Source organism: Ruegeria sp. HKCCD7628 (genome assembly GCF_057221005.1).
In genome coordinates, this window is record NZ_JBWVBA010000021.1 from 1 (window position 1) to 20,066 (window position 20,066).

At 55.1% G+C, this 20,066-nt stretch carries 24 protein-coding genes and 1 pseudogene; 6 read left to right on the top strand and 19 right to left on the bottom strand.

Annotated features, from left to right (window positions below; translation table 11 throughout):
- The 6 genes and pseudogenes from AC2TAD_RS21550 to AC2TAD_RS21575 form a co-directional block, all read right to left on the bottom strand.
- Positions 1-109: pseudogene (locus tag AC2TAD_RS21550) on the bottom strand (integrase); the annotation flags it as partial.
- Between the two features lie 177 nt (positions 110-286).
- On the bottom strand, positions 287-1,045 hold the full coding sequence (locus tag AC2TAD_RS21555) for an SDR family NAD(P)-dependent oxidoreductase (RefSeq protein ID WP_480870499.1): 759 nt from the start codon (positions 1,043-1,045) through the stop codon (positions 287-289).
- 18 nt (positions 1,046-1,063) lie between these two features.
- Positions 1,064-1,885 carry an ABC transporter permease gene (locus AC2TAD_RS21560; protein ID WP_480870502.1) on the bottom strand — a complete coding sequence of 274 codons (822 nt, stop codon included), beginning with the start codon at positions 1,883-1,885 and terminating at the stop codon, positions 1,064-1,066.
- Positions 1,886-1,892: 7 nt separating this feature from the next.
- Positions 1,893-2,744: an ABC transporter permease gene (locus AC2TAD_RS21565; RefSeq protein WP_170566510.1), complete on the bottom strand. Its 852-nt coding sequence runs from the start codon at positions 2,742-2,744 to the stop codon at positions 1,893-1,895.
- A gap of 38 nt (positions 2,745-2,782) precedes the next feature.
- Complete coding sequence (locus AC2TAD_RS21570; RefSeq protein WP_093962198.1) at positions 2,783-3,946, bottom strand: ABC transporter substrate-binding protein; 1,164 nt, start codon at positions 3,944-3,946, stop codon at positions 2,783-2,785.
- A gap of 34 nt (positions 3,947-3,980) precedes the next feature.
- Positions 3,981-5,081, bottom strand: a complete 1,101-nt coding sequence (locus AC2TAD_RS21575; protein ID WP_234899573.1) for an ABC transporter ATP-binding protein — start codon at positions 5,079-5,081, stop codon at positions 3,981-3,983.
- 153 nt (positions 5,082-5,234) lie between these two features.
- On the opposite strand from AC2TAD_RS21575, the gene AC2TAD_RS21580 reads away from it, so the two are divergent.
- Positions 5,235-6,002, top strand: a complete 768-nt coding sequence (locus AC2TAD_RS21580) for a helix-turn-helix transcriptional regulator (protein WP_480870507.1) — start codon at positions 5,235-5,237, stop codon at positions 6,000-6,002.
- A 237-nt stretch (positions 6,003-6,239) separates the two neighbouring features.
- Positions 6,240-6,443, top strand: coding sequence for a hypothetical protein (locus AC2TAD_RS21585; RefSeq protein ID WP_058283652.1), 204 nt, complete (start codon positions 6,240-6,242; stop codon positions 6,441-6,443).
- 336 nt (positions 6,444-6,779) lie between these two features.
- Here AC2TAD_RS21585 and AC2TAD_RS21590 read toward each other — a convergent pair whose 3' ends face one another.
- Positions 6,780-7,346 carry a Crp/Fnr family transcriptional regulator gene (locus AC2TAD_RS21590; RefSeq protein ID WP_480870510.1) on the bottom strand — a complete coding sequence of 189 codons (567 nt, stop codon included), beginning with the start codon at positions 7,344-7,346 and terminating at the stop codon, positions 6,780-6,782.
- 90 nt (positions 7,347-7,436) lie between these two features.
- On the opposite strand from AC2TAD_RS21590, the gene AC2TAD_RS21595 reads away from it, so the two are divergent.
- Entirely contained in the window at positions 7,437-7,994 is a 558-nt protein-coding gene (locus AC2TAD_RS21595; protein ID WP_480870513.1) for a hypothetical protein, read from the top strand.
- Between the two features lie 325 nt (positions 7,995-8,319).
- Here the strand turns inward: AC2TAD_RS21595 and AC2TAD_RS21600 are convergent, their stop codons facing one another.
- From AC2TAD_RS21600 to AC2TAD_RS21655, 12 genes are all read right to left on the bottom strand, one after another.
- Positions 8,320-8,700, bottom strand: a complete 381-nt coding sequence (locus AC2TAD_RS21600; RefSeq protein ID WP_480870515.1) for a hypothetical protein — start codon at positions 8,698-8,700, stop codon at positions 8,320-8,322.
- A gap of 176 nt (positions 8,701-8,876) precedes the next feature.
- On the bottom strand, positions 8,877-9,404 hold the full coding sequence (locus tag AC2TAD_RS21605; protein ID WP_480870518.1) for a helix-turn-helix domain-containing protein: 528 nt from the start codon (positions 9,402-9,404) through the stop codon (positions 8,877-8,879).
- Complete coding sequence (locus AC2TAD_RS21610) at positions 9,397-9,738, bottom strand: hypothetical protein (protein WP_480870521.1); 342 nt, start codon at positions 9,736-9,738, stop codon at positions 9,397-9,399. Before AC2TAD_RS21610 ends, AC2TAD_RS21605 begins: the two co-directional genes overlap by 8 nt.
- A complete protein-coding gene (locus AC2TAD_RS21615; protein ID WP_480870524.1) occupies positions 9,731-9,865 on the bottom strand; it encodes a hypothetical protein in 135 nt (44 codons plus the stop codon). The genes AC2TAD_RS21610 and AC2TAD_RS21615 overlap by 8 nt, the downstream gene beginning before the upstream one ends.
- A gap of 118 nt (positions 9,866-9,983) precedes the next feature.
- Positions 9,984-10,178, bottom strand: a complete 195-nt coding sequence (locus AC2TAD_RS21620) for a helix-turn-helix transcriptional regulator (protein WP_480870527.1) — start codon at positions 10,176-10,178, stop codon at positions 9,984-9,986.
- 456 nt (positions 10,179-10,634) lie between these two features.
- Complete coding sequence (locus tag AC2TAD_RS21625; RefSeq protein ID WP_480870530.1) at positions 10,635-11,858, bottom strand: tyrosine-type recombinase/integrase; 1,224 nt, start codon at positions 11,856-11,858, stop codon at positions 10,635-10,637.
- Between the two features lie 203 nt (positions 11,859-12,061).
- Positions 12,062-13,990: a 1-deoxy-D-xylulose-5-phosphate synthase gene (gene dxs / locus AC2TAD_RS21630; RefSeq protein WP_480870533.1), complete on the bottom strand. Its 1,929-nt coding sequence runs from the start codon at positions 13,988-13,990 to the stop codon at positions 12,062-12,064.
- 16 nt (positions 13,991-14,006) lie between these two features.
- Complete coding sequence (locus AC2TAD_RS21635) at positions 14,007-14,873, bottom strand: polyprenyl synthetase family protein (protein WP_480870536.1); 867 nt, start codon at positions 14,871-14,873, stop codon at positions 14,007-14,009.
- Positions 14,874-15,116 carry an exodeoxyribonuclease VII small subunit gene (locus AC2TAD_RS21640; RefSeq protein WP_170355709.1) on the bottom strand — a complete coding sequence of 81 codons (243 nt, stop codon included), beginning with the start codon at positions 15,114-15,116 and terminating at the stop codon, positions 14,874-14,876.
- Positions 15,113-16,039 carry a histone deacetylase family protein gene (locus AC2TAD_RS21645; protein ID WP_480870540.1) on the bottom strand — a complete coding sequence of 309 codons (927 nt, stop codon included), beginning with the start codon at positions 16,037-16,039 and terminating at the stop codon, positions 15,113-15,115. Before AC2TAD_RS21645 ends, AC2TAD_RS21640 begins: the two co-directional genes overlap by 4 nt.
- A gap of 69 nt (positions 16,040-16,108) precedes the next feature.
- Positions 16,109-16,810: a response regulator gene (locus AC2TAD_RS21650; RefSeq protein ID WP_170355711.1), complete on the bottom strand. Its 702-nt coding sequence runs from the start codon at positions 16,808-16,810 to the stop codon at positions 16,109-16,111.
- Positions 16,807-17,319, bottom strand: coding sequence for a MarR family winged helix-turn-helix transcriptional regulator (locus tag AC2TAD_RS21655; protein WP_480870543.1), 513 nt, complete (start codon positions 17,317-17,319; stop codon positions 16,807-16,809). The genes AC2TAD_RS21650 and AC2TAD_RS21655 overlap by 4 nt, the downstream gene beginning before the upstream one ends.
- A gap of 160 nt (positions 17,320-17,479) precedes the next feature.
- Here AC2TAD_RS21655 and AC2TAD_RS21660 point away from each other — a divergent pair, with 160 nt between their 5' ends.
- The 3 genes from AC2TAD_RS21660 to AC2TAD_RS21670 all read left to right on the top strand — a co-directional run bounded on the left by AC2TAD_RS21660 (position 17,480) and on the right by AC2TAD_RS21670 (position 19,886).
- The gene (locus AC2TAD_RS21660; protein ID WP_170755433.1) at positions 17,480-18,346 is read left to right on the top strand and encodes a branched-chain amino acid aminotransferase; all 867 of its coding nucleotides are present in this window, start codon (positions 17,480-17,482) and stop codon (positions 18,344-18,346) included.
- Positions 18,347-18,462: 116 nt separating this feature from the next.
- Positions 18,463-19,413, top strand: coding sequence for an AraC family transcriptional regulator (locus tag AC2TAD_RS21665; protein WP_480870547.1), 951 nt, complete (start codon positions 18,463-18,465; stop codon positions 19,411-19,413).
- Positions 19,414-19,520: 107 nt separating this feature from the next.
- On the top strand, positions 19,521-19,886 hold the full coding sequence (locus tag AC2TAD_RS21670) for an SPW repeat domain-containing protein (protein ID WP_480870550.1): 366 nt from the start codon (positions 19,521-19,523) through the stop codon (positions 19,884-19,886).
- Positions 19,887-20,066: the final 180 nt, after the last annotated feature.

Consider the following 20,066-nt stretch of genomic DNA (forward strand, 5'->3'; position numbering starts at 1 on the left):
GGATCGCCCAGACATGCTTAGGCTTCAGCGGTCGTTTCTGACCCACGATGCGGCCCTTGTTCCATGCGGGGCGAAGTGCGCGAATGGCTGGAAGGTTTGGTGTTTCCATGACTGATCCTCCGATCCGCCAGGCCCTCCCGAAACGACAACCCGACACTGACGAGGCACCATATCACGGGATTGCTGCGCGGCCTCTGAAGTCCGGAAGGAGCCCAAAGCGGACTGAAATGTGCTCGCCAAAAGGAATTGCGGCGATAGACATTCTCTTGAGCGGTCTAACCCATCACTAAATGCATTCACCGCCATCGATAACCAGGGCTTGCCCAGTCATAAAAGCGGATTCATCTGAAGCTAAATAGACGATCCCATGGCCAATCTCTTCAACTGTCGCCCATCGACTCATGGGGATCGCCTGCTCGATGTAGCTTTCCAGTTTGGCACGGCCTCCCATCTGCTTTTCGAAGCCTGCATTGAAAGGGGTGTCTACAAATCCTGGACATAGGGCATTGAAACGGATTGCATGGACAGCGTAGTCGGCTGCCATCTGCCGGACCATCGCAACTGCAGCGTGCTTTGTAGTCGCATAGGCGATCATACCCCGGTCATATTGAACCCCAGAATTGGAGGCCGTGACGATCACGCTGCCTCCACCTTGTGATTTCATATGGGGGACGGCTGCACGCGCGGCAATGAAGTGAGCGCGGACATTCAATGCCCAAGAAGCATCCATTCCATCTGGTTTCACTTCTTCCAGCGTTCCTTCGATCTGCAACCCAGCGTGAGAGTGCAACACGTCAAGCCGACCGAAGTTTTTAACTGCTTCGTCTATGGTTCTGGTAAGGGCATCGTCATCGGTCACATCAAGCTGTATGGCAGATGCTTGATTTCCCTGCGCAACGATTGCGGCCACAGTGGCTTCAGCAAGTGTTGCATCGCGATCGGTTACCACAACATGCGCACCCTCTTGTGCCATTGTCATTGAACCCGCCCGACCAATTCCTGATCCCGCGCCCGTCACGAGCGCGATCTTACCTGCAAGCCGCATGTCACTTGGCTCCTTTATTTAACTATTCGATTTTGAGGCGCCTCGGCGCAAAAGCAGCTGCGCTGCTACGAGCAACAAGAGCGAAGCACCCATAACCATAGTGCCGATGGCATTGATCTCGGGTGTTACGCCGCGCCGGATGGATGAGAATATGTAGATTGGCAGGGTTGTTTCTGAGCCAGCTACGAAGAACGCGATGATGAAATCATCAAATGAGAAAGTGAAGCTGAGCAGGAAGCCTGCCAAAATTGCCGGTGCTATCAACGGCAGGGTCACCTGTCGAAAGGTGCCCCAGGGCGTCGCAAAGAGGTCAGCAGAAGCTTCCATGAGCGCGCGGTCCATACCCGATAGCCTTGCACGTACGATGATTATGACCAGCGCCATTGTGAACATGGTGTGTGCGGCGACAAGCGTGGTCATCCCCATGGAAAGTTGCGGGGGATTTGCTCCATCGGGCCATAGGCTTGCAAGAAGCGGGTTTAGCCAGCCGAATACGGTGACCAGGGCAATGAGTGTCGCGATGCCGATGACGATACCGGGTATCATTATCGCAATATAAATCATCGCATCAAACAAAGTTCGGAGCCATCCCTTAACCCCTTGTAAAGCGATGGCCGCCATGGTTCCGAGAGTGGATGCGAGGCAAGCAGTTATGAATGCCGCAAGCAGACTGGTCTCGAGCGCGTCCATTACAAATGGGTTGTTCAGCGCTTTACCATACCATTGGGTCGAGAACCCCATGAACTGACTTGCGTGTCGTCCGGCATTAAAGCTGAAAAGCGCGATGATGCCGATTGGAATATAGAGAAAAAGGTAGACGCAAATCGCGTATAAGCGCATCGGGCCCTCACATCAGCGAGACATCTTCGCGCTGGCCACCCAGGCGCGAGATGAATTTCATGTAAATTGAGACAGTGACAAGCATTACGACAACCAGAGTCATTGCGACCGCCGATCCGTACGCCCAGTTCCGAGACTGCAGGAACAGGTCCACCAGCGCATTTCCGACGAAAAAGACCTTTCCGCCGCCCAAGATCGCTGGGATCAGAAACTCGCCCATCAGCAAGATGAAGACCAGCATGCAGCCAGTTGCGATACCAGGTACCGACAAAGGAAGTGTCACCTGACGGAACGTACGCCATGGGGTAGAGCCGAGATCAGCCGATGCTTCCAGAAGGCGTTTATCCAGTTTGTCTAAGCTTACAAAAATCGGGAAAACCATCAGAGGTAGATACCCATAGACAATCCCGACAAGCACAGCGAACGGCGTATTTATCAGGCGGATATCATCGATGCCGATCGACCCTAGTAAAGCGGGCAAGCCACGCCCCCCAAGGATGAAAATCCAAGCGTATGACCGGATCAGGATCGATGTCCAGAACGGCACGATCACTAGGATCAACAGCGAAGTTCTCCACTTTGGTGAACAACGCACTGCAAGAAAGTAGGCGAGCGGGTAGGCAATTACCAACGCAGCGATAGTCCCCAGTGGTGCAAGGATCAAAGTGTTCTTAAACGCCGTCCATCGCGCAGGAAGGTTGGCATATTGTTCCAACGTGAACGCTGGAACGTAGCCTCCGGCGGCACCCCGTTCGCCAAAGGAAAAGACGAAGACGACCAGCAGAGGAAGGGCTAGCATTACCAAAAGCCATATTCCTGCTGGAGCCAGCAACAGTGCTTTTCTGCCTCGTTCGGTCATTTTGTCCTCGTCTTTTCCGATATTGGCGGCCTTGCCGCTTAGGCCGACTTGAAGCGGGCGAGCAACTCGGCACGGTTTGGATCGGTTAGTGTAGCCGCCGCGCCGAACTCGAGTGCATTCAGAAGGTCAGCTGCCGGATAAAGGATCGGATCTTCCAGTAGTTCCTTCGGCAGCAACGCATTGGTGCGAGCATCAGCCGATGGATAGCCGTGAGCGAGGACTTCTTTCGCATTAACTTCCGGGTTCAGCAGGAAGTCGATCAACGCATAAGCGGCATCCATATGGGGTGCGCCCTTAGGAATAGCGTAGTAGTCGGACCAGAGTTCACCGCCCTCAGTTCCCAGAACGTAGGCGATTTCAGGCATGTCGACATTCATCTGCTTGCCGTCACCTGTCCAGCACATCGTCATCCAGGCGTCACCGTTACGCATCGGTGGCTGATAATCCGACGAGATTGCAAACAGATGCGGTTTGGCATCCAGCAACAATTTCTCGGCATCCGCCAGTTCCTTCTCATCGACCGAGTTAAAGGAGTAGCCGAAGTATTTCAGGGCATTACCGATGGTGGTGAGTTGGTAATCGTGCACCATTGTCCGGCCTGAGTAACCTTCCATAGTAAGGTCCCAGAACTCTTTCCATGTGGTTGGAGTCGGAGCGCCGTCAAGCTTGCTGGTGTTCACTGCAAAGCCAGTCGTGCCCCAGTTTTTTGGGACCGCGTAAAGCTGGCCATCGACAGAACCGGCGTCGGAAAAGCGCTGTTCGAATGAACCTGCGTCGTAGTTTGGCAGTTTGGACGTATCGAGCGGGATGATCAGATCTTCACCCACATACGTAGTGATCGTGTAGTTGGTTGGAACGAAAACGTCCCAGCCAGACCCTCCAGCCTGTAGTTTTGCCAACATCTCTTCGTTCGAGCCAAAAACATTGACCTGAACATGGGCGCCAGTGGCTTCCGTGAAAGCTTCGAAGTTCATCTCGTCATGGTAGTTCGGCCATGTGGCGAGGATCACTCGGTCGCCAATGTCCCCGGCAGCAAATGCCGGGCGTGGACGCAACCCAGGAATAGCCGTGCCCAGAACGGCCGTTGCCATCCCAAGACCTGTCACGCCTAAGAAATGTCGCCGTGTAACCGAACCCTTTTGGTACCGGCGAAGCTCTTCCATGAACTTTTGCTTGGAAATAGTCCCATTATCCTTGGTCATTGTGAACCTCTCTGTTGTTGGATTGCGGGATTTGTTATTTTTCCAGGATCAGCAGTGCGCCTTCGCCCCATGAAACAAAGGCCTGCTCTCCTGCATTGAACGTCCCCTCGTTCAATTCCGCTTGCCTTGGCACAAGTACGTGGAAGTCACCCAGTGCTTCGTTGCGCGCAAGGTATTCTGTGTGCTCCCCAAGGAAGATCCGATTTTGAATGGTAACTGGCAGAGCGATTTCAGCTGTGGGTAGCGCGCGGGTCAGCGTGATCTGTTCAGGACGGATACTAACGCACACTTCCTGCCCTGCATCTATTGGAATCTCCGGAGTTCCGTGCACCTTTTGGCCACTCGCTAAACGCACAGTGATTTGGTCGGCTGCTGAGTCAGTCACAGTTGCATCAAAGAAATTTGAGGTACCTACAAATCCAGCCACGTAGCGGCTGCGGGGCATGTCATAGAGTTCGCGTGGGCTGCCAACCTGCACAATACTGCCGCCTTCCATCACACAAATTCGGTCAGACATTGAAAGCGCTTCTTCTTGGTCGTGCGTGACGAGGACAAAAGTTATTCCCAGTTGTCGTTGCAAGTTCTGCAGTTCAAACTGCATTTCTTTTCGAAGCTTTCGATCCAGAGCAGCCATTGGTTCATCAAGCAGCAAAAGCTTGGGCTCGTTTACGATCGCACGCGCCAAAGCGACGCGTTGCTGCTGACCACCAGACATCTCCCAGATGCGACGTGGGCCAAACCCACCAAGACGGACAGTTTCCAGCGCTTGCTCAACCTTTGTCGCGATTTTTTGTTTGTCTACGCGTGGTCGTTGTTGGCGCAGGCCGTACGCGATGTTGTCGAACACGCTTAGGTGAGGAAAAAGAGCATAGTGCTGAAACACCATGTTGACTGGGCGATGGTGCGCATCCAAGTCGTTGACGACTTCTCCATCGAGCAACACCTGACCTTCGGTTGGCTTCTCGAAACCTGCCAACATTCTAAGCGCAGTGGTTTTGCCGCAACCAGATGGGCCTAAGAACGACAGGAACTCTCCTTTCCCAATGGAAAGATTCAGGTCTTTGGCGGCGACCACATTCCCGAAGGTCTTGGTCACTCCTCGGAGTTCCGCAATCGTCTGCATGGGAACGCTCATGTCAAAGCTCATATACTGCCGTTTTCCTTTTGCTTGATTTTTTGGCATTTGTTGGCATACCACTCAAACAAGAAAAAAGTAACAATAACTCGGAATAACTGTATATACCACAATTGGGGTATAGAGGTGCATTTCGAAAATCTGGAGCGGCGTGTGTACGATTGGATGGAAGAGGCCGGCAGGGTCGTGGAGAAGATCGGAACCCCAGAATTTCCATGTGCTTTGGCAGATGGCTTACGGCAGGTCGCACCATTTGATTTTACGGTGGTGTTTGGCCATGTCGGAACCGAAGCACCAATAGACCTTCACGACGATTTCCCCAAAAGCAAACGGCGTATTTTTGTTGAGGATTACCAAGCCGGGCCCTACGTACTTGATCCATTTTTTTTGGCCGCGACAAAACCAATAACACCGGGTCTGTACCGCATGCGCGATATCGCACCGGACAGGTTCTATCAGGGCGAATACTATCGCAGCTATTACAAAAGGACTGGGTTAGCAGAGGAGATTGGCTACTTTATCGATATCCCAGGCGCTGGGATGGTTGTGGTCTCGCTCATGCGAGCAGAGAAGCCTTTTTCCGCCAAGGAAATTCGTCATTTGCACGCTCTATGGCCGCTCGTTCGGGCAGCCTGTTGCAAACATTGGAGTAACTTTCCAACGATGGCCCGCGGCGCCGCAGCGAATGGCGTTAGTCGTCGCGTTGATCTAGCATTCCAGGCATTTGGCGATGGCGTTCTGACGCCACGAGAACGAGAAGTCGTTGAGTTCACATTGAAGGGCCATTCGGCAGAAGCTGTTGGCACAATTCTCGGCATCTCTCCAGGCACAGTCCGCATCCACAGACGCAACATTTACGCGAAACTTAGGATCAACTCGCAGGGTGAGCTTTTTTCAAAGTTCATTGAAAAGGCGCTTTAAAAGGTTCCTTGAACACCCACTTTATCCGTTTTGCCGACCTTGCTACCTTGTGACCCGGAAAACACCAAACATTTGGACGGCATTGTCTGATAGCCAAGGAACCCAAAGGGAGAGGGTTGGGACGCCCGGGACCCATGTCGGGCTAAATTAATAACCGAAAACGCTTTCGGGCCATTGTCTATCTAACCGGACCAGCCGTTTTAAATATGGCGTCAAGATACGAAAGGCAAAAAATTCATGGACGCACCAGTTATCCAGTTGATTTTTATGCTCATCTTGCTGGTTGTCGTGATCTGGCTTTATATCCTGCCGATCACGATGGCAGGGCGGCGCAACCGATCCGGTTTGATCTGGTTCCTGATCGGTCTGGTTGGATCACCCCTTTTGGCTATTCTTTTGCTGCTGGCTCTAGGTGACGCACCCGAACAACCAACAACCTAATTTTGGGACGATACCATCTGACACTCAAAAGGGCTTAACCGGAGGGTATCTGGACGCTCGTGAGCCATAACGTCCTGCTCAGCATGCAATAAGGGTACCAATTGAGACACTATACTTCCGGAAGTGAAGACAACTAGTCCTTCTCACTCTCCACAACCGTGTACTGTAAACCCAAGGTCGGCCGATTTGATTGGAGAACCACAGACCGCTTTGTCCGCACATGAGACATCGAGTAATTTTCAACGAATGACGGCTCTGCCGGACAAAACCGCCATTGCTTAGCGAGTGAATGGTTCCGAGCTACGACTGCCTTCGCCTAAGAATATTTGACTGAAATCACCTGTTACGAGCTCTGCTCAATGTGACGGGCGTCATTCCCAAGTATGAAGCAATGTGGAAATGGGCAAACAGCGCTTCATACCCGGGGTGTACCTTTCGAAACCACTCTAAACGTTGCCGCGCGCTCAATGCTGCAAGGCACCACTCGCGTCCGACTTTGCGGGCCAACTCCTCGCGCATTAAGTTATTACCCCATTCGCGTATGCCTTCGAAATTCACCATTAGGTCCATCAACTGCGCAGCTGGCAGTGTCGCAGCAACGGCGTCATCCAAAATCTCAATATCCACCAACGAACTTCCAACTGAAGTTCTGGCCATGTTGGGCGTTATCACCATTGGAGCGGCGTACAGGTTCAGGGTTACCTCTGTACCCTCGGCATCGGTGACTACGCTTCGCGCACGTCCTTTGAGTAGGAAATACTCATTCTCGTCTCGCTCACCTTGGCTCGACATGTAAGTTCCGATTGGCCAGTTACGTATTTCTAATGCATTTACCAGTGTCTCCCGATCTTTGTCCGGGAGTTCCGTCATGAATTCTTCGATGGTTTTCAGATGAATTTCCACTCCATGCACCCCTAACTCACGTTATCAAATGATAATGCTTGAACCGGCCGCGCACCGATAGTCCAGCATCGTCAATGCTGGAGAAAATCTATGAATAACTCACTTCCCTACCCACATCATGGTTCCCGAATCCTGCTGTTCTGGTGCGCCGCGATGCTCGTCTACTTTCTTATGGTCTTCGGTTCGCTTGCAGATATTGAACGGATCACCGGGGTAAGGGCATTCGACATGCGACCAAACGGCTATTCCTACGCTGATGCCCTGGCACTCATTTCCGCACTCGGAGAAGAAGGACGACGAGTTTATCTTACCATGCAAATTCCACTGGACACGGTGTACCCGGCTCTATTGGCGATTTCGAGCGCCAGTTCGCTTTATTGGTTGTCGCAATCCTTTGGCTCGACTGCTCGATGGTATCGAGTCGTTGCCGCTGTAGCTTATCTTGCGGCAATCGCGGATTATGCTGAGAATGGGTTGATCGTCTGGATGCTAAATACCGGTCTTGGCGTTCCCGAAGCACTGGTTACAGCGGCAAGTTTGGCGTCGGTGAGCAAGGCTATCTCTTCGACGATTGTGTTTACCACCTTGCTGATTGCTCTAGTCGAGTTTGCTATACGGAGAATACGTCAGCGACCAAAGGTCAATTGAACGTCCGCTTTGGCGCCATGCATGCCGCGGACACTCCAACCTTGAACTGCAGGAGCTCGGCATCGCTGGCCTGTAGACTTTGCTGTGGCTGCGCATCTGGGCGCATTCCTGAGCAGTTTCGTAGGGTCCATGAGGTTGCTGTTACTTTTTGTCATCGTGCCGCCGCCCAGTTTTGCACGTTGCCGAAAATGCCTGGCCACCTTCTTTGACTTCCATACCTACAAACTTGGAAATATCTGCCTAATTTTTGGTGCTGCTTGTTGATCAAAGACTGCCTTCCAAGAGAATGCAGCCTCCAATACTGAATATCCGTTACGCTTTTGCTCTACGCGAACCGATCAAATGGATTGTGTTCCGCCTCTGCTTCAGGAACCTGAATATTGCTGCGGTTAGTTGGGCTCCCGCCCAATGCGCTTACGTGTAAACGAAGTTCTCTCAACAGCGCCGCGCTGAGGTCCTGTTTGTCCTGTACTCGAGCCCTCAGGATACACGCCGATTCCAACAAGGCACGGTCGCTATGAACCAACCAAGGCAATTCGTCTGCAAAGGCGCGCCAGACAGCCTGTTCCGTCTCGTTGAGATAATCCGGCGGCCCCCCGAGCTCGCCTAGACCTTCCGGTTCGTTCCGTCCTCTGTACCGCTGGGGGTCTTTCTTTGCGGCGCCTGTCAGGATCGCCTTGCCTAGTGGTGTCTTTGGTCTGGGCATTCTGTACCTCGAATTTCTGAATTGCGGATATGTGTAAACGGCGGGTGTGTCGGTATGTGGTGCGAAAGCAACCATGATTGACCTACCCCCCCGTTAAGATGGTGCGCTGGCCTGCTCCTTAGTCGACCTTCATTGTTCCTTCGTATGTCTCTTTGCTTCTCACAGAGTGGTTAGTATTAGTGTTCCAAATCAGAACCGACCGATCGGAGAGAAACCGGCCTGACGGGTTCTGATATGGAACCATCAGAGGTCTTTGGGTTCTCAAACGGAACCACAGATGAAGGTGACGGGTCCGTCTCAGAACCGCGTTTTGTTTTTTGGGGCTGCCAGAACCGCCAGTCGTCGGTAGCCACTTTTTTGCCGGACCGGGTCTGCATGGCCTTGGTGGTCAAACGCCACTCATGGGCGCGACGGTGATACCAGTTGCCTTCCTGCTCCAGCACAAGGAATCCCTTGTCCTGAAGTTCTGCGAAAGCCCGCTGAACGGTGGCTTTACCAAGCCCCAAGATTTCTGCCGCTTCGTTCATCGACAGAAACACCTTGCCGTTGTTGCCGCCATTGAAGCGGGTGTGGAGCTCCAGCCAGAGTTTCACTGCAGGTCCGGACAGAGCCCGCCACGCCGGGGACTTGATCATGGCGTAGGGCAGATAAACGAACTGGCCCTCATCCGACCGTTTGCCCTTAGGAGACCTTCGCCTACTCATCGCGACACCTCCGCTTGAATTGCTCAGGCAAGGTATGCAGTTCGGGTATGTCACAGCCGATATGCGCCCGGACGAGCCGGGTTAGGCCGGATTTGGACACAGAGTACCCGAGCGTGTCCCAGGCCGCTCCCCCGGTCGGAAATTGGGGTCTCTGACGCTGAAACAACCATTGGATACCATCCCGGCAGACAGAGACGCGATAGATACCATGGCGAAAGAGTTCGCCGTGGTAGTTCTCAGCGGTTTCCCGATGATCGGTCCAGGAAAGGGGGCCGTCATCCAGCCCGCCTTCATAGCTTTGATTGCGCGATTTGGAAAAGGACATATCAGCCATGCTCGACCCGTCCTTTCCGTACGATCACCCGTTCGACCGAATGACTCAAAGGCGACCAGTAGTATCGGCGCTCGTTAGGTTTCTTGGAAGCGGCCTGTTTTGAGTCGTAGTTGCTTACTATTTTCATGTATTCTGTCCTCGCTTGCGCGGAGGGACGAAACACGATAGATTTCGAGTGTAGATTTTCTACAGTGTGAGAACGAATTCACCCGTGTCCAATGACGTCCCATTGGCGCGGGATTTCGTTATGCGCTCAGGCTTTCACCCATGATCCAGGCATCAATCTGATGGGTGTCCACGAACGCTGCACGCCCTACGGTGTGCTTTGTAATAGCACCCTTTTTGACCGCTCGGTCGAATGTGGACCGGCTCAACGAGTAACGCCTGATAGCGTCCGTAAGACGGATCAGGTTTGCGGTTTTTGCGTTCTGCTCTGCCATCTAGTTTTCCTTGAAAAAAGGAAAAAACCAGGAATAGAGCACCGAATTCCCAAAGACATTGACAAGAATAGTGTCTGCAACAGCGGACATTTATCCTTGCCAATTTTTCTGGCAGTCGTCATAAAAACGTATGACGAGAAGGAGAAGCAAAGAATAGTCGGCTGAAAATGTGAGCCGCGATGTTCTCCTGAGAATTGCATTCTATTCGAGGCCTTTTCGCTAAGGTTTCGTTCTAAGCAGGTGGGGCGCCGGCGTATCCTACAACTTAGGCGCCCCCCTGCGGTGGAGCTTCATAAGCAATCGTGAAGTGTACTGCTTATGTAACGAGCATAGACCCCGCGCATCTTGGACCGCAATACCTTGATGACAGGTTTCATGATTTCCACAATATACAGGGGGATAAAGGGTCGGTTTTGCGGATAAGCTGTGGATAAGCTGTGGTTTATTGGCCAATGGTCACGCATTCGCATTCCCCCGAATCGAAACGACCTCTTTTCCTGTAACGTGAGCGGCCCAACGTTCAGCCAACAGCAGACGTTCGTCAAAGTAGTCAGATCTCTGGTAGGCGCGCGAAACGGCTGATCCGACCTTGTGGCCTATCGCGGTCTCTTTGATTTCATAATCCGTGCTGGTCGCTTCGTCAGCCCACGTCCTGAAGCTGGCACGGAAGCCATGAGGTCGCGCCTCAAGTCCCAACCGCTCCATATGTCGGGACATGCTGGCATCGCTGATGACGTCCTTGCGCGCTCCGGGGAACAAATATCCATCGCGGGCAGTCTTCTCAGCCAATTCCACGATCCGTATTGCTTCTTTTGACAGCGGTACGCGGAAATCATCCGTTTTGTCGCGCGGGCCTTTCACAAGCTCTGCCGGTATGATCCAGAGGTTGTTCTCAATCTGGCTAATCTGCCCAAACCGGATAGGCTTCGACCGTAGCCCTGTCAGGATTAGCAATTGCAAAGCGAGTTGAACCGTGCCGCCGCCTTCAAGGCTCTGATAAAACGTCGGGACATCCCTCCAATTCATCGACGGTATGTTCTCGGGCTTGTGAACCTGTTTGCCTAGCAGTTCGCGGGCATCCTCTATCGCATGACGGTCGATTTCGCACCGTTTGGCGCTTGCATAGCTCAAGCAGGCTTTGAGCCGGGTTAGTGACTTTCTGGCCACGTCAGTCTTGGTGTGCCAAATCGGGCGTAGTGCATCGGCTATCGCGGTGCCGGTGATATATTCGACCGGCGTATCGCCCAGCGCGGGCAGTACATGGGTCTTAATCGGGCTGTACCAGCGGCCAGCCTCCCCATCACCTTTTAGCTGCGCTTTGCGCGCCTCAAAGGCCAAGGGAGCGATATTCTTGAGCAGTCGCTCTTCGCGGGCCTTCGGATCATTGGCTATCTGGTCCGCCGCAGCCTGTTCTTTCTCTGCTTTCCGTACCTCTATCGGGTTGCCGCCGCTTTTAACGATCCAGCGATAAGCATCAGCCATTTCACGGGCTTGCGCCAGCGACACCCCAGGGAAGCCACCTAGACCCATTTCCTTGCGCTTGCCCGAGATAGTGAAGCGAAACACCCATTGGTTGCCTGTGGCCAAGCGGTACAGGTACAACCCGCCACCGTCGCTGTGTTTGCCAATGCCCGCGCTCCGAACCTTTGCGGCGCTCAGCTTATAGAGACTTCCGGCCATATCCCCTCTTGGTGCTCCTTGTCCCCCGTTTTATCCCCTCTTTTTCCTGCGGTATCAAGATGTATCTTGACGCAATGTGATGGGGTAATCCTATAAATACCTTATTATTAATCGTAACTTTCTGACCTTGTGAAGGACAATGACGCTTAGTGATTACTTTGTTCAGTGCCCTCTTGAGGCACCATTTTCCGCAAAAACAAAGATTAGGCGCGTTTTTCGCCGATTGTCGCCACGCCCAGAACAGAGAGCACTTTGGCTTCGATCTGCTCGGCATTCATCCCGGCCACCGCGTACATATCAGCAGGGCTGGCCTGATCGATGAAGATATCGGGCAGTACCATTGAACGGTATTTCAGGCCGTCATCAAACACGCCCTCATCAGCCAGCAGCTGCGCCACATGGCTTCCGAACCCGCCGATTGCGCCTTCTTCGATGGTGATCAGTGCCTCGTGATTGGCGGCCAGATCCAGAATCAGGCCGTGGTCCAGTGGCTTGGCAAATCGCGCATCAGCAATGGTCGGCGTGATGCCTTTGGCGGCAAGCGCCTCGGCCGCCTTTTGCACCTCGGCCAGACGGGTGCCGAAGGACAGCAGGGCGACGCGCGCGCCGGTCTGGATAATGCGGCCTTTGCCGATTTCCAGAACCTCACCGCGTTCGGGCAGGTCTACGCCCACGCCCTCGCCTCGCGGATACCGGAAGGCGATGGGGCCTTCGTCATGTGCGGCGGCTGTGGCGACCATGTGCATCAGCTCGGCTTCATCGGCGGCGGCCATCACCACCATGCCCGGCAGGTTGGACAGATAAGCGATGTCGAACGATCCCGCGTGCGTCGCGCCATCGGCCCCCACAAGGCCCGCGCGGTCGATGGCGAACCGAACCGGCAGGCGCTGAATGGCCACGTCATGCACAACCTGATCATAACCGCGCTGCAGGAAAGTCGAATACATGGCGCAGAACGGCTTCATCCCGCCTGCGGCCAGTGCGGCAGCAAAGGTCACGCCGTGCTGTTCGGCAATCGCCACGTCGAAACAGCGTGAAGGGTAGCGTTCGGCAAACAAGTTGAGTCCGGTGCCATCGGGCATCGCAGCGGTCACAGCTACTATCTTGTCGTCGCGCCCGGCCTCATCCACCAGTGTCTTGCCAAAGACCGAGGTATAGGACGGCGCGTTCGAAGGCGCTTTGTGCTGTTTGCCGGTCACCACGTCGAATTTCGCGGTTGCATGCCCCTTGTCGCGGGCTTGCTCGGCGGGGGCATAGCCCTTGCCTTTCTTGGTCAGCACATGGATCAGGATCGGCCCGGTTGCCCGCGCCTTGACCGTGCGCAGAACCGGCAGCAACTGGTCCATGTCATGCCCGTCGATGGGACCGATATAGGAAAAGCCAAGTTCTTCGAAAAACGTGCCGCCCATGGCCATGCCCTTAAGCATCTCTTTGGCGCGTTTCGCCCCTTCGCGGAAGGGTTCCGGCAGCAGGGACACCGCGCCTTTGGCGGCGGCTTTCAGATCGTGGAACGGGGCCTCGGTATAAATCCGCGACAGATAGCTGGACAGCGCACCAACCGGGGGCGCAATGCTCATCTCATTGTCGTTCAGGATCACAACGAGGCGTTTCTTCAGGTGGCCCGCGTTGTTCATCGCCTCGAACGCCATGCCTGCGGACATCGACCCATCGCCGATCACGGCAATCGCATCACCCAAGCCTTCAGGCGTGACACCGCCCAAATCGCGCGCGACGGAAAACCCAAGCGCCGCAGAGATTGAGGTGCTGGAATGCGCGGCCCCAAACGGGTCATAGGGGCTTTCGCTGCGTTTGGTAAAGCCACTGAGGCCGTCTTTCATGCGCAGGGTGCGAATGCGGTCACGCCGCTCGGTCAGGATTTTGTGCGGGTAACATTGATGCCCCACATCCCAGATGATCTTATCGCGCGGCGTGTCAAAAACGGCGTGCAGCGCCGTGGTCAGTTCGACCACACCCAGCCCCGCCCCCAGATGTCCCCCGGTGACAGACACGGCCGAGATGGTCTCAGCCCGCAGCTCATCCGCGACCTGTCGCAATTGCGAGTCCGAGAACTGCTTGAGGTCCGCAGGGCGGTTCACAAGGTCCAGCAGAGGCGTATTGGGGCGGTCAGACATATGGCGCATTCCTGGCTTAGCTGTCCCGGGCAATAACGAAGCGGGCGGCGTCCTTCAAGGTTTCAGCGGCAGGCCCATAGCCATCCAGCGCAGCACAGGCCTGATCCACCAGCTCGGCCGCGCGGGCCTTGGCGGCCTCCAACCCAAGCAGCGACACAAAGGTGGCCTTGCCCGCCTGTGCATCTTTCTGCAGGCGCTTCCCGGCCTTTTCGGCATCGCCCTCAATATCCAAAATGTCATCCGCGATCTGAAAGGCAAGCCCCAGAGCGCGGGCATAGTGGCGCAGCGGGTCCGCATCCGCCTGCGCCAATCGCGCGCCCGCACAGGCCGACCATTCGATCAAAGCCCCGGTTTTGCCCGCCTGCAGCCGCGTGATCTGATTCAGCGTCAGCGGGCTGGCCGCTGTTTCCGCCGCGATATCCAGCGCCTGACCCAGAACCATCCCCTGCGCACCGCTGGCTTTGGCCAACGTTAGGGTCAAATCCGCGCGAATTGCGGCTTCACCCACCTCGGCACGCGCGCACAACTCAAAGGCAAGCGTTTGCAGAGCATCCCCGGCCAGAACGGCGGTGCCTTCATCCCATTTCACATGAACCGTGGGCCGCCCCCGGCGCAGATCATCATCATCCATGCAAGGCAGATCATCATGGACCAGCGAATACGCGTGCAGCGCCTCGATCGCCGTAGCTGGCCAAATCGCGCGATCGGCGTCGACCCCATGCAACCGCGCGCTTTCCAATACCAGAAATCCGCGCAGCCTTTTCCCACCCTCGGTGGCATAAGCCATCGCCCGGGTCACATCCAGATCGTCCAGCGCCCCCAAAACCGTATTGAAGTGGTCCTGGATAAACGCCGCATCCTGCGCCAATCTGTCTCGAAACATTTACTGACCTTCGACAGGCGTAGTCCCGGTCGGCTGACCATTGGCGTCCAGCGTGATCGCGGCCACTTTTTCCTCGGCTCGCTTCAACTCATCCTCGCAGCGCTTCTTCAGCGCCGCTCCGCGTTCGTACAGCGCGATGGACTGGTCCAATGCAACATCGCCACGTTCCAGCTGGCCGACCACGGTCTCCAGCTCTTTCATGGCCTGTTCGAATGTCATCTGGTCGACGGGTGTCTCGGTCATTGGGCTGCCTTCATCAATTCTTCCACATGAGCACGGGTGGCTTCGGACAGGGCTCTCAGATCATACCCGCCCTCCAGAGTCGAGACGATACGACCGCCGCATGCTTCGCCCGCAATTTTGCAAAGTTCGGAGGTGATCCATGCGAAATCATCTGTGGACCAGTTCAACTCTGCCAGCGGATCGTCCTGATGCGCGTCAAACCCGGCCGAGATGATTATCAGCTCGGGCCGAAACTCTCTGAGACGCGGAAAGGCCAGCGCGCGATAAGCTGCCCTCATCACCACCCCGCTTGAGCCCGGAGGCAGGGGAATGTTCAAAACGGTGTCAAATGTTCCGGTCTCGTCAGGCCGGCCCGAACCCGGCCACAGGGGCATTTGCTGGCTGGTGACGACCAACGCACGTTTTTCGTCCCACAACAGGTCCTGCGTGCCGTTACCATGGTGGACGTCGAAATCGAAAACGGCGACCCGTTTCAGTCCGTGATGGTCCAGCGCGTGTTTGGCGGCCAGCGCTGCATTACCGAAAACACAAAACCCCATTGCGGTGTCCGTTTCCGCGTGGTGGCCGGGCGGCCTAACCGCACAAAACGCATTTGGGGCCTCACCACCAAGCACCAAATCCACCGCACGAACAGCCGCGCCCGCCGCGCGGTAGGCGGCACTGACCGAGCCTGGGCACAGAAACGTATCGCCATCAACCTGACGGAACCCCTCGGTCGGAGCGGCACGGCGAATATCCTGAATATAGCTTTCGGGATGAATACGCAGCAAATCATCATCCGCTGCCAAGGGCGCAGTCTTGCGATCCAAATCCAATGGTTCCAAAGCGTGCAGAATATGCTCTAACCGCGCGACCCGTTCAGGATGGCCCTCGGGTGTTACATGTCCAAGGCAATCCGCATGAGTCAAAAGCGCAGTCTTCATCGGGATCCCATCTTCATCTGGCTACAAATATCCTCGCCGAAGGCATGAAATCACCGCGCAGCGGCTCAATCAGTCCGGAGCCAACATGTAACCCGCGCCGCGTACAGTTTGCAAATACCGCGGCTGTTTGGGGTCTTGTTCGATTTTGCGCCGCAGCCGGGTGATCTGGACATCCACCGCGCGTTCCTGTGCCTGACCCTTGTCGCGGCCCAGATCTTCAACCAGTTTCGACCGGCTGATCGGCTCGCCAGGCTGGGCCGAGAAAATCTTCATCAACTGGCTTTCCGTTGCGGTCAGGCGAACAGGTTCTTCACCTTGCCACATCTCACCTTTTTCGACGTCGTACCGGATCGGACCCAGGGTTAGGATTTTGCTGACAGTCTCTTGTGCTGGCGTTTCGGGCATGCGCCGCAGAATGGCATTGATGCGCAGCAGTAGTTCCTTGGGCTCAAACGGCTTGGCCAGATAATCGTCTGCCCCCGCCTCAAGCCCTGCAATTCGATGCTCGGTCTCGCCGCGGGCTGTCAACAACAGGATGGGCGTCGCATGGGTTTCGCGCAGCGCCTTCGTCAGGCTGACACCATCTTCCCCTGGCATCATCACATCCAGCACGATCATGTCGAAATCCAACCCCGACAAAACCCGACGTGCATGGGCCGCATCCCGCGCCGCCGTAACCAAAAATCCGTTCCGCATCAAAAATTTCTTGAGCAAATCCCGGATACGTTCGTCATCGTCAACGATCAGCAGATGGGCGTCCATATCGCTCATGAGGTGGTATCCCGTAATTTCTTGTATGCATGACGCATATCAGCATCCATCATGGCTTCAAGTACTTTACGAAACCCTGACACGGCCTCGGGGCCTGCGTCTTTGTAAGCGGCACGCATTCGAACGCGCTGGGCTTCTGATAGTTTCGCTTCCAGAGCTTCGCCTTCATGGGTTAGAAATAGGTGCCGTTCGCGTTTGTCCACTGTTCCAACGCGACTTTCGACCAAACCGTCCTCGATCAACGTGCGCAAAACCCGGTTCAGAGACTGTTTTGTCACCCCCAATATGGCCAGCAGGTTGTTAACCGTTGTCCCTGGCGCGCGTTTGATGAAGTGGATCGCGCGATGATGCGCGCGGCCATAGGCAAGGTCCGACAGAATGCGATCAGGATCCGCTGTGAACCCGCGATAGGCAAAAAACATCGCTTCGATCCCCTGCCGCAGTTGTTCATCTGTCAGAAACAACAGGCTTTCGCCGCCGAAAACCTGGGCGGGACGGGTGTCAGACATATCATGCCTCATACGTTACTTCTGCCCGAGTTTATGTCAGCGTTATTGACATTCCAAGAGGAGACAGGTATCGAATCGCAGTTTTTGCGCAACTTTATGTCCGATTCGGACTTAATTGGCGCAATAATCGAAAATTTCGACCCGGTTCAGGAGGTTTCGCATGGCGGGGTATGATGATCGTGATGGTGTCATCTGGTTGGATGGCAAGCTGGTTCCCTGGCGCGAAGCCAATGTCCATATCCTAACACACGCAATGCATTATGCGTCCTCGGTCTTTGAAGGCGAGCGCGCTTACAATGGCAAGATTTTCAAAAGCCGCGAACATTCCGAGCGCCTGATCGCCTCGGCCGAGGCGCTGGATATGCCGATGCCTTACACGTTGGACGAAATCGAAACCGCCAAGGAAGAGACTCTGAAAGCCAGCGGGCTGCAGGACGCTTATGTGCGCGTTCTGGTCTGGCGCGGCTCGGGTGAGGATATGGGTGTCGCGTCGGCTAAAAACCCTGTGCGGATGGCTGTGGCAGTCTGGCCTTGGGGCGCCTATTACGGCGACGCAAAGATGCAGGGTGCCAAGCTGGATATCGCGGAATGGAAACGCCCCAGCCCCGAAACCATCCCCGTCCACGCCAAGGCGGCGGGTCTTTACATGATCTGCACCATCTCAAAGCATAAGGCCGAGGCCAAGGGCTGCTCGGACGCATTGTTCATGGATTACCGCGGTTATGTGGCCGAGGCGACCGGTGCGAACGTGTTTTTCGTTAAGGATGGTGAGGTTCACACCCCGCTGGCCGATTGCTTTCTGAACGGCATTACCCGCCAGACCGTGATTGGTATGCTGAAAGACAAGGGTCTGAATGTGATCGAACGTCACATCATGCCGGAAGAAATGGCCGATTTCGAGCAATGCTGGCTGACCGGCACCGCAGCCGAGGTCACTCCGGTCGGGCAAATCGGCGACTACACGTTCGAAGTGGGCGACATCACCCGCGAGATCGCTGCCGCGTACGAGGCGCTGGTCCGCGCCTGATTCACAAGGAATCACATCCCCGCTTTGGCGGGGTTTTTTCTTTGCCCAGCGTTCAAGAGATTGTGCAGATCGTCCGGGCTGCTGGATGTTTTGGCAGACGATTGTACGTTAGGTCTATGTTGGACCTTCTCAGCGATATCCTCACCCGCCTGTCTTTGCGCGGTACGTTTTATTTCCGAACTTCGTTCACGCCCCCTTTTGGCATTCAGGTACCGGCCTTTGAAAACGTAGCCCGGTTTCACTTTGTGCAGCGCGGTGAACTGAAGGTTCATGTCTCTAACACAGGGGAAATCCTGCGTCTGAAGCAGGGCGATCTGATCCTGATCCCGCATGGATCAGCCCATGCGCTGCTGTGCAACGAGGTCAAACCGCTGGATGCGCTGCCGCTGGAACAGGTGCTGCAGGATGCAGGCTATCAGGGTGATGGCGTGCTGATCTATGGCGGCGAGGACAAGACCCGCGATACACAACTGATCTGCGGGCATTTCTCTTTCACTGGGCCACCCGGGCGGCAGGGTACCGGACATATGCTGATCGACCGGCTGCCCCCTTATATCCTGATCGAGAATTACGGCGAGGAAGCCGGGGCCTGGATCGAGTCTACCCTGCGGATGATTGGGTCCGAGATTGGTGGAACGCGGATTGGCGGCGATTTAATCGCGCTAAAACTGTCCGAAGTTCTGTTTGCGCAGGCCATCCGCGCTCATCTGGAACATCAAAGCCCCAGCGAATCCGCGCTGGCCGGGTTTGCTGACCCGCGTGTGTCCCGCGCGCTGACAGCGTTTCATCAGGCGCCCGCGCAGGACTGGAGTGTTGAGAGCTTAGCGCGCGAGGCTGGAATGTCCCGCACCGCATTTGCGCAACTGTTTTCCGAGAAGATGGGGACAACTCCGATGCAATATCTGACCGATTGGCGGATGCAGATCGCTTGCCACGGTCTGACTGAAAACCGGTGGAATGTAGCAGATGCGGCGGCCGAAGTAGGATATGCATCCGAGGCAGCCTTTTCCCGCGTCTTCAAGAAACAGGTCGGCCTGTCGCCGGCAGCATATCGATCAATGCATTGATGCCCTGATTTCTGGACGATCTGCAATTTTTTGCGGACGATCCGGACTGAAACGTACAGGCTTTCCGACCTACCTTGGAGCCATACCAAGCAAGGAAAGGAAATATAATGTCTGTTCGTTTCGTTACGCGCAATATCCATGCCTATCTGGACTATCCCGTCGCTATCGCCCTGATGACGCTGCCTTTTCTTTTGGGGCTGGGTCAATCCAATCCGTTGGCGCTGTGGTTGTCGGTCGTCACTGGTGTTGCCGCTTTTGTGCTTACCGTTCTGACCAACCATCACCTGGGGATCTGGCGCGTCTTACCCTATAAGTTTCGTCTGGCCGTGGATTTTCTGGTCGGAGTGACGTTTCTGGCTGCGCCTAGCCTATTTGGGTTTTCGGGCGTGGATGCGGTATTCTACTGGTTAAACGGCGCTGCGGTGGTCGCCGTCATCTCGCTCAGCACGCCGGAAGAGGGAGTGACAGCGTAAATGCGTTATCCACAAGTGTCACAATATCATCGTGATACTTTCAAAAATCTGAGCCGCTTGTTTTACAAACAGGCGGCTCACTGCCGCTCACCAATCTCGTGGTCCCTAGGTTCTGGACCTATTAATTTGGTTGCCGTCGACTTGGCTGCGTGATTCAAGCCCCTGAGTTTCAGGGGTATA

Coding starts and splice junctions, on each gene's coding strand:
- dxs (WP_480870533.1), bottom strand. CDS start 13,990: ATGTCTGACCGCCCCAATACGCCTCTGCTGGACCTTGTGAACCGCCCT.
- AC2TAD_RS21620 (WP_480870527.1), bottom strand. CDS start 10,178: ATGGCAGAGCAGAACGCAAAAACCGCAAACCTGATCCGTCTTACGGAC.
- AC2TAD_RS21665 (WP_480870547.1), top strand. CDS start 18,463: ATGTTGGACCTTCTCAGCGATATCCTCACCCGCCTGTCTTTGCGCGGT.
- AC2TAD_RS21565 (WP_170566510.1), bottom strand. CDS start 2,744: ATGACCGAACGAGGCAGAAAAGCACTGTTGCTGGCTCCAGCAGGAATA.
- AC2TAD_RS21625 (WP_480870530.1), bottom strand. CDS start 11,858: ATGGCCGGAAGTCTCTATAAGCTGAGCGCCGCAAAGGTTCGGAGCGCG.
- AC2TAD_RS21600 (WP_480870515.1), bottom strand. CDS start 8,700: ATGCCCAGACCAAAGACACCACTAGGCAAGGCGATCCTGACAGGCGCC.
- AC2TAD_RS21640 (WP_170355709.1), bottom strand. CDS start 15,116: ATGACCGAGACACCCGTCGACCAGATGACATTCGAACAGGCCATGAAA.
- AC2TAD_RS21635 (WP_480870536.1), bottom strand. CDS start 14,873: ATGTTTCGAGACAGATTGGCGCAGGATGCGGCGTTTATCCAGGACCAC.
- AC2TAD_RS21570 (WP_093962198.1), bottom strand. CDS start 3,946: ATGACCAAGGATAATGGGACTATTTCCAAGCAAAAGTTCATGGAAGAG.
- AC2TAD_RS21645 (WP_480870540.1), bottom strand. CDS start 16,039: ATGAAGACTGCGCTTTTGACTCATGCGGATTGCCTTGGACATGTAACA.
- AC2TAD_RS21595 (WP_480870513.1), top strand. CDS start 7,437: ATGAATAACTCACTTCCCTACCCACATCATGGTTCCCGAATCCTGCTG.
- AC2TAD_RS21655 (WP_480870543.1), bottom strand. CDS start 17,319: ATGTCTGACACCCGTCCCGCCCAGGTTTTCGGCGGCGAAAGCCTGTTG.
- AC2TAD_RS21560 (WP_480870502.1), bottom strand. CDS start 1,885: ATGCGCTTATACGCGATTTGCGTCTACCTTTTTCTCTATATTCCAATC.
- AC2TAD_RS21585 (WP_058283652.1), top strand. CDS start 6,240: ATGGACGCACCAGTTATCCAGTTGATTTTTATGCTCATCTTGCTGGTT.
- AC2TAD_RS21650 (WP_170355711.1), bottom strand. CDS start 16,810: ATGAGCGATATGGACGCCCATCTGCTGATCGTTGACGATGACGAACGT.
- AC2TAD_RS21660 (WP_170755433.1), top strand. CDS start 17,480: ATGGCGGGGTATGATGATCGTGATGGTGTCATCTGGTTGGATGGCAAG.
- AC2TAD_RS21555 (WP_480870499.1), bottom strand. CDS start 1,045: ATGCGGCTTGCAGGTAAGATCGCGCTCGTGACGGGCGCGGGATCAGGA.
- AC2TAD_RS21605 (WP_480870518.1), bottom strand. CDS start 9,404: ATGAGTAGGCGAAGGTCTCCTAAGGGCAAACGGTCGGATGAGGGCCAG.
- AC2TAD_RS21670 (WP_480870550.1), top strand. CDS start 19,521: ATGTCTGTTCGTTTCGTTACGCGCAATATCCATGCCTATCTGGACTAT.
- AC2TAD_RS21610 (WP_480870521.1), bottom strand. CDS start 9,738: ATGGCTGATATGTCCTTTTCCAAATCGCGCAATCAAAGCTATGAAGGC.
- AC2TAD_RS21575 (WP_234899573.1), bottom strand. CDS start 5,081: ATGAGCGTTCCCATGCAGACGATTGCGGAACTCCGAGGAGTGACCAAG.
- AC2TAD_RS21615 (WP_480870524.1), bottom strand. CDS start 9,865: ATGAAAATAGTAAGCAACTACGACTCAAAACAGGCCGCTTCCAAGAAA.